This window comes from Colwellia sp. 6M3, from assembly GCF_014077595.1.
Lineage (GTDB): Bacteria > Pseudomonadota > Gammaproteobacteria > Enterobacterales > Alteromonadaceae > Cognaticolwellia.
Map to the genome: position 1 here is coordinate 1 of NZ_JACGWF010000134.1, position 7,615 is coordinate 7,615.

Here is a 7,615-nt window from a genome sequence, read left to right on the forward strand (position 1 = left end):
GTTTATAGGTTACGTTACGTAATGTGTTTTGGTATAAATAAATACTAAAAAAAATGAGCAAGCTAAATGAAAAAAATATCAGCGTTAATATTTACCGTTTTACTCTCCTCCTGCACATATAAACCTTATGCTCAGACTAACGCTCCTTTTGATGGTGTTAAATTTGATAACATTGAGCCTTTTGAAGATAAAAGTATATTTGATCTACTCAGTTGGAAAATGGGGAGCATGAGTGAATCTACTCCTTGGCCAGATAAAATTGACTCCAAGCAGTTTAAACCTGCTAGCCAAAGATCAGTAAAGCCAATTATTACTGTCATCAACCATGCATCAGTTCTTATTCAGGTTGATAATTTAAACATATTAACAGATCCTCATTATTCACTCAGAGCTTCACCTGTTCAATTTGCTGGACCCAAGAGAGTCATTAAACCTGGTATTGCCTTTGATGATCTGCCTTCAATAGATATCGTTCTTATATCTCATAATCATTATGATCACCTAGATCTTGATACGCTCAAGCGCTTAAAAAATAGAGATGCTCCCAAAGTCGTTGCAGGGTTAAAAACGAAGTCATTTTTAGAAGATAACGGAATTAAAGCCGCTATTGATCTGGATTGGTGGCAAAGCATAACAGCTAATAAAACTAAAATTACTTTTGTTCCCTCACAGCACTGGTCGGCAAGAGGAATATTCGATAAAAGAGAAATGCTTTGGGGTGGGTTCTATATTGAAAATTCTTATAAGATCTACTTTGCTGGGGACACAGGGTACGGGAAATTCTTTAAAAAAATTAAAGAGAAGCTCGGTGCGCCCGATCTTTCTTTAATTCCAATTGGAGCTTATGAGCCTAGATGGTTCATGAAAGACGCTCATCTTAACCCAAAGGATGCTCTGCAAGCATTTAAAGACCTAGAGAGTAAAAAGATGATAGGAATTCACTTTGGGACTTTTAAGTTAACCGATGAGGGATATAATGATCCTATAGAAACTCTTAATGAAGAAATTAAGTCATTAAACATGGATCCTCTAAAAGTAATTATTCCTACCTTTGGAAAGGCGTATTCAATTTAATTTGTATTATAGTTAGCTCAGTATTGATATTACTTATGTATTTTGAGGTTAACAAACATACAAGTTATTAAAGCAGGACAAAAAAAGTTGTCTGTTTCACTTTCGTCGCTTATTTTAGCTAACTATTATATGCCCTAAAAAGACTGGAGATGGTATCTCAATTATGCACATTAATATTAAAGTTTCAGTACTTATTGGAATAACAACATCGATAGCTTTTGTTTTAGGAGTCGGTGTTTCAAGTGCTATTAACATTACTTCGGTACATAATGCTCAAAAACTTGCTAAAGATACGATTCAAGCATGTGATAACTTTAACTCATCAAGCGATTTAGGCCTTATTAAATTAAAGTTATCGCTATTTGAATTAGTTGCTAAACGAGAAGATTTAGCTAGTGACGGTTGGGAAGATCTTGAGGAATTCTCGCAAGAAATGATCAAGCGAGAAAGAGTTGGGTTAGCTGAAAAAATTATGGTTGATCAATCGGATGAATATATTTCTGAAGCTAAAACTCTTTTAGAAAAAATCGATAATTCATTGGTGCGTTCGGGCTTGTAACAAACTAATTAATAAGGTTAGTAAACAGTTGGCTGTTTTCGTTTCTCAGCATTTTAACCAACAATTTTTTGCCCATTATTAGGGCGTTAGTTTGCAATTATTATACGGAGTTCGTGATGACCCTTAGTAAACCTTTATTAGTAATATTATTAATTATATTGCTTCCATCTTGTGTTTCGCATTCAGAAAGAGTGAAACAAATATTAGCTAAGGTTCCACAGCAAGACCTCGCATATATTATTGGAAAATATGCAATAGAATGCGAACCAGATGGTAATGATTGTTACCAATCGTTTAACTCAATTTCAATTAACTACAAAGACTCATTGGGAAGTGATTTTCCCGGTCTATTGAATTCAACACGAGGTTCAATGTTTGGAAGTGACACTGTTTATGACTTTATATCTCCGCAAAGAAGAGAGAAAGGATATTATTTTTGTCATCCTGTACCAAAGAGTTCATATTCAGTTTATTCGTTTAGTTTCTATAATTTTGCGAATGGAGGTAGCGGCTATTCAATAGAAAAAGATCAACAATTCGATGTTCCTTTTAGTGTTAATAAAGGAGAAGTTGCTTATATAGGTAAATTGAAATTGAGCAGCAGTAGTGGTGACAATATTTTTGGGATGAAAGTGTATGGCCCAGGTGTACTTTTATTATCAGATAATGCAGATGTCGATATAGCTAAGGCATTAAAGAAATGCCCATCAAGTGTACAAAATACTAAAGTTCAAAATATTGCTCTTAAGGCAGCTTTAGCTAAGGGGCACCCTTTAGTATTTGATGAAGCTGCAAACTAACAATAAATTAAACAAGGACAAAAAACAGTTGGCTTTTGCTCTTTCGTCGCTTATTTAAGCCAACAATTTTTTGCCTGTTAATTAGACATTATCGATACAAAAACTAATCTGAATTCAATTCTAGCCAGTAAGTGCTAATGACCGCTTTGTGGCAATTACAGTCTATAAATCTTCTATCCTAATGACCTATTTGTCGGAGTTACTTGCCGTTTTAGTCTAAAACTTCAATGAACGTTTTGGAGGGTTTTTCGACGGTCAGGTTAGGTTTAATAAAATGATATTTACTCAGAGTATGTGTGTTTTTGCACGTACTCATGACCTTTAAGGTAAAATGTTTAAATATGTTAATTACTTTAGCATGCCCAAAGCTGCGCAAAATGTAATTGCACCTCATGACTATAATGTCGGGTTAACGACAAAGATGATTAAGTTGGATTGAGTGTGTAGAAGTCTTAGTAAACCCCAAAAATATGCATTGAATTAAAAAGTTTATATAGTGCATTGCTCATATGAGGCTTTAATAAGTGCACTCCACCTTAGAAACACCCTTAACTAACCATACTTACATGTAGATGAATCAGCACCTTTAATTATGCTTATATGTAGGTGTAACAGTGCCTTAAACCATGTTGGCTGTAATTTACTGGTCAATTGCAAAAATAAAAATTCTCAACCTGCCTCGAATTCTCAACTTAAGTGGCACTCGCCACCACCACTTAATAGGCTCTATTGCGCTTGTGTCAACTGATTGTTCTGGTACAATCAGTTTCAGGTACAGTTAACTTTAAGTGATGTGGAGCCCCATGGTTATAAAAGCGCACAGTCCAGCAGGATTTGCCGAACAATATATTGTTGAATCTATTTGGAATGGTGGATTTCCACCGGGTACAATTTTACCCGCTGAACGTGAATTATCAGAACTTATTGGTGTAACCAGAACAACCCTTCGTGAAGTATTACAACGATTAGCTCGCGATGGCTGGTTAACGATTAAACACGGTAAACCAACCAAAGTTAATAACTTTTGGGAAACATCTAGTCTTAATATTCTTGAAACTTTAGCACAGCTTGACCAAGAGGGTATTCCTGACTTAGTCGAAAATTTATTGTCTGCAAGAACCAATATTAGTGCAATATACGTGCGTGGCGCGATTAAAAATAATCCTGAAAAAACTATCGAGTTATTGTCTGCTATTGAATCAGTGGAAGATACTGGTGAAGCTTTTGCTGAATTTGATTACAAGCTTAACAAAGAACTAGTGGTCGCTTCTGGTAATTCTATTTACTTACTTATTCTGAACGGCTTTAGAGGTTTATATTCTCGTTTAGGTAGTTTGTATTTTGCTCACCCACGTGGTCGAGAAATAACCAGAACTTACTATAAAAAATTGGTTGAGTTAGCTGAAAATAATCAATTTGATGAGTCTGTTTATGCGGTAAGAAAATACGGTGTTGAATCGGGTAAACTTTGGTATGAGTTAAAAGACGAAGTATTAAAAGAACTCGCTGAATAATAAATAACTAAAAATAAATGGTTATTATAAATGGAGGCAACTGTGCTTAATATTAAGCTAAGCAGTTGTCTTTTTTTTATCTGATTGTTTAATTTTCTCCTTTTATCCTAAAACCTAAAAAGCAAAAGCTATTCTTACTCAATGATAAGCTATTCAACGAGCAACTACTCAATGATGATCTACTTAACGGTGAGCCACTCCATTAATCACGTCAAATTTAAGTAAAAAAAAGCCAGCAATAATGCTGGCCTTTGATATTTAAATTAACGTGCTTTAGCGATTAAGCGAAGTTTGCTGAAGCAAAATCCCAGTTCGCTAATGCCCAGAAACCTTCCATGTAGCTAGGACGAAGGTTACGGTAATCAATGTAGTAAGCATGTTCCCATAAATCTACTGTGATAAGCGGTGTTACACCTTCATCAGTAAGTGGCGTTGCTGCATTTGATGTATTAACGATAGCAAGGCTGCCGTCAGCATTTTTAACTAACCAAGTCCAGCTTGAACCAAAGTTGTTAATTGCGCTATCTGTGAATTTAGCTTTAAATTCAGCAAATGAACCAAAACTTGCATTAATAGCTGTTGCTAATGCGCCAGTTGGTTCGCCGCCGCCGTTAGGGCTTAAGCTGTTCCAGTAAAACGTATGGTTCCAAATTTGTGCAGCGTTATTGAAAACACCAGCAGAAGATGTTTTAACGATATCTTCTAAAGACTTTCCTTCAAAATCAGTACCTTCGATAAGGCCGTTTAACTTAACAACATATGTGTTGTGGTGCTTACCATAGTGAAACTCTAAAGTTTCTTGTGAAATATGTGGTGCAAGTGCATCCATTGCATATGGTAGTGCTGGTAATTCGATAGCCATTATATACTCTCCAGTATGTGATTATAAAAAATTATTCTAATGCTAATTTAAAGAAGTAGTTTGTTTTTGTCTAAAACCTAGTAAACTACTCGGGTATTAAAGCTTTATATAGTCTACCCAAGTATATAGGTATTACCATAGGTTTTATCAAGGCTATTAAGTTTTAATATATAAGTTTTTTGCTTAAGTATTTATTGTTCTGTTTATATTCGTCAGTTTTACTTTAGATATTGAGCACAATAATACCAAAATGAATTAATAACTTTCATTATATGAAATGTTATCATTAGTCTAATTGGTATAAGTATTAATTTTTGAGGATATTATGGAAACAATTGACCGCATTAAAGAACAAATCAGTGAAAACACAATTCTCCTTTACATGAAGGGTTCACCAAAGTTGCCAAGTTGTGGTTTTTCTTCACAAGCTTCTCAAGCGTTGATGGGCTGTGGTGAAAAATTTGCCTATGTTGATATCTTACAAAATCCTGATATCCGTGCAGAATTGCCTAAATATGCCGATTGGCCAACATTTCCACAACTATGGGTTGACGGTGAACTTGTCGGCGGTTGTGACATCATCATGGAAATGTATCAGCAAGGTGAATTACAAACTTTGATCACTGAATCTGCAGCTAAAAATAGTTCGGCAGAAAGTTCAGAGTAACTATTGAATTATCACTTAACGCCACCATACTAGGTGGAGTTAACTTTAGATAACTTAAATTTATTTTAAAAAAAATTGGAGAGTATAATGAGTGTATTAGTCGGTCGCGCAGCACCAGATTTTACAGCAGCAGCAGTTTTAGGTTCAGGCGAAATCGTTGATAGCTTTAACCTTGCAGAAGCAATTAAAGGTAAAAAAGCCGTAGTTTTTTTCTACCCACTTGATTTTACTTTTGTATGTCCTTCTGAGTTATTAGCTTTTGATCACCGTATGGAAGAATTCAAAAGCCGTGGTGTTGAAGTTATTGGTGTTTCTATCGATTCACAGTTTTCTCACAACGCGTGGCGTAACACAGCAGTAAACGATGGTGGTATTGGTCAAGTACAATACACTTTAGTTGCTGATGTAAAACATGAAATTTGTAAAGCATACGACGTTGAGCATCCAGAAGCTGGCGTTGCATTTCGTGCATCATTCTTAATTGACGAAGAAGGCAGTGTTCGTCATCAAGTGGTTAACGATTTACCACTTGGCCGTAACGTAGATGAAATGATCCGTATGATCGATGCGTTACAATTTCACCAAGACCACGGTGAAGTATGTCCAGCTGGCTGGAACAAAGGCGACAAAGGCATGACAGCAACAACAGAAGGCGTTGCAGCTTACCTTACAGATAACGCTGATAAACTTTAATTCATAAGTTTACTGCAGTAAAAAAAAACCGCTTCTAGCGGTTTTTTTATGTCTGATATTTGCTTATTACCCAGTTAATTAATTATCTGCCTATTTATAATGATCAGAACAAGTAATGATTTAGTAAGGTTTATGTTTTGTTTTTTATTAATTTTAGCTCATAAAAAATTGCTCACTTAATGAGTGAAATCAATATTAAATATTTAAAAAATTTATGTAAAATACTGTTTTACGGCTAATATAATAAACAGAGTAGGAATAAGTATTCCTTTTTTAGGTGAGTTAATGTCAAAAAGGACTGTTGATGTATTACCCAAAGTTTATTTATGAAAATTTACCTTACGCATATTTTTTAGTGTGTGCTTATTTACTTGCCTTTTATGATAGTTGGCCAGTATTTGTATCTGTGGGGTTACTTTATTGTGCAGGGTGCATAACCTTAGTTACTCGCTCTGAATATCGTCGGGTTGATCGTCGTAAATCTGATGATGATAATTTCATCAAGAAGAATAAATTACCTGAGTGGATATACGAATATTTACCTTATGGGTATTTTGCGGTTGCTATGGTTATTGTATTAAAAACAACGTCATCAGCTTTACAGTTTATTGCCTTTTGTTTAATGATTTTGGCGTTAAGAAATTTGCTTTTCAGGATGAATAATCGTCGAAAAGCAAAATCTTTGTTTTAATAACTGTTTAGAAGCGTCAGTGTTAGGCTTCTTTTTGAGGTGGGGTGTTTTGTTCTTCTTCAGCTTCTACTTCTGTCTCTATTAGTGGCCAGCCGCCTAATTGTTGCCATTTATTAATGATAAAACAAAAGAGCTCTGCGGTTTTTTCCGTATCATATAACGCAGAATGTGCTTCATTATTATTAAAATCAATTTTTGCAGCTATGCAGGCCTTTGCTAACACAGTTTGCCCCAAAGCTAAGCCTGATAACGTTGTAGTATCGAAACTTACGAAAGGGTGGAATGGCGAACGCTTAATTAAGCAACGCTCGGTAACTGCGTTAACAAACCCTAAATCAAATGCTGCGTTGTGCGCTACAATGATAGCGCGCTGGCAACCGGCTGCTTTCATTTTTTTACGTACAAGTTTAAATATTTCAGTGATCGCCTTTTTCTCATCTACCGCACCACGAAGTGGGTTGGTTGGGTCGATACCGGTAAATTCTAATGCGGCTTTTTCGAGGTTTGCACCTTCAAATGGGTCAACATTAAAGTGTATTGTTTCATCTAAACTGAATTGTCCACTGACTTCATCTAAAGTTAGTGTTGTTGCAGCAATTTCCAGTAAAGCGTCGGTTTGAGCATTAAAACCTGCGGTTTCAACATCAATAACAACGGGGAAATAGCCTCGAAAGCGTTGAGCAAATAATGATTTTTCTGTGTTTTTATTACTTGCTGTTGAATTATCAGACATAAAGGCAGTTGGTATTAGTTAT

General features: G+C 35.4%; 9 protein-coding genes. 7 read left to right on the plus strand and 2 right to left on the minus strand.

Annotation, left to right across the window (positions count from 1 at the left end):
• Positions 1–66: 66 nt before the first annotated feature.
• The 4 genes from H4J50_RS17910 to fadR all read left to right on the plus strand — a co-directional run bounded on the left by H4J50_RS17910 (position 67) and on the right by fadR (position 3,947).
• Positions 67–1,074, plus strand: a complete 1,008-nt coding sequence (locus H4J50_RS17910) for an MBL fold metallo-hydrolase (RefSeq protein ID WP_182257558.1) — start codon at positions 67–69, stop codon at positions 1,072–1,074.
• A gap of 163 nt (positions 1,075–1,237) precedes the next feature.
• The gene (locus H4J50_RS17915) at positions 1,238–1,633 is read left to right on the plus strand and encodes a hypothetical protein (protein ID WP_182257559.1); all 396 of its coding nucleotides are present in this window, start codon (positions 1,238–1,240) and stop codon (positions 1,631–1,633) included.
• Between the two features lie 116 nt (positions 1,634–1,749).
• A complete protein-coding gene (locus tag H4J50_RS17920; RefSeq protein WP_182257560.1) occupies positions 1,750–2,433 on the plus strand; it encodes a hypothetical protein in 684 nt (227 codons plus the stop codon).
• 803 nt (positions 2,434–3,236) lie between these two features.
• The gene (gene fadR / locus H4J50_RS17925; RefSeq protein ID WP_108456598.1) at positions 3,237–3,947 is read left to right on the plus strand and encodes a fatty acid metabolism transcriptional regulator FadR; all 711 of its coding nucleotides are present in this window, start codon (positions 3,237–3,239) and stop codon (positions 3,945–3,947) included.
• A 280-nt stretch (positions 3,948–4,227) separates the two neighbouring features.
• Here fadR and sodB read toward each other — a convergent pair whose 3' ends face one another.
• Positions 4,228–4,809: a superoxide dismutase [Fe] gene (sodB, locus tag H4J50_RS17930; protein ID WP_108456597.1), complete on the minus strand. Its 582-nt coding sequence runs from the start codon at positions 4,807–4,809 to the stop codon at positions 4,228–4,230.
• 325 nt (positions 4,810–5,134) lie between these two features.
• Between sodB and H4J50_RS17935 the strand changes: the two genes are divergently transcribed.
• From H4J50_RS17935 to H4J50_RS17945, 3 genes are all read left to right on the plus strand, one after another.
• Complete coding sequence (locus H4J50_RS17935) at positions 5,135–5,476, plus strand: Grx4 family monothiol glutaredoxin (RefSeq protein WP_081180633.1); 342 nt, start codon at positions 5,135–5,137, stop codon at positions 5,474–5,476.
• An 87-nt stretch (positions 5,477–5,563) separates the two neighbouring features.
• Entirely contained in the window at positions 5,564–6,169 is a 606-nt protein-coding gene (locus tag H4J50_RS17940) for a peroxiredoxin (RefSeq protein WP_081152703.1), read from the plus strand.
• A 304-nt stretch (positions 6,170–6,473) separates the two neighbouring features.
• Positions 6,474–6,860 (plus strand): hypothetical protein, encoded by a 387-nt coding sequence (locus H4J50_RS17945; RefSeq protein WP_182257561.1) that lies wholly within the window; start codon positions 6,474–6,476, stop codon positions 6,858–6,860.
• 22 nt (positions 6,861–6,882) lie between these two features.
• On the opposite strand, the gene rnt is transcribed toward H4J50_RS17945, so the two are convergent.
• Positions 6,883–7,593 carry a ribonuclease T gene (gene rnt / locus H4J50_RS17950; protein WP_182257562.1) on the minus strand — a complete coding sequence of 237 codons (711 nt, stop codon included), beginning with the start codon at positions 7,591–7,593 and terminating at the stop codon, positions 6,883–6,885.
• Between the last annotated feature and the right edge of the window lie 22 nt (positions 7,594–7,615).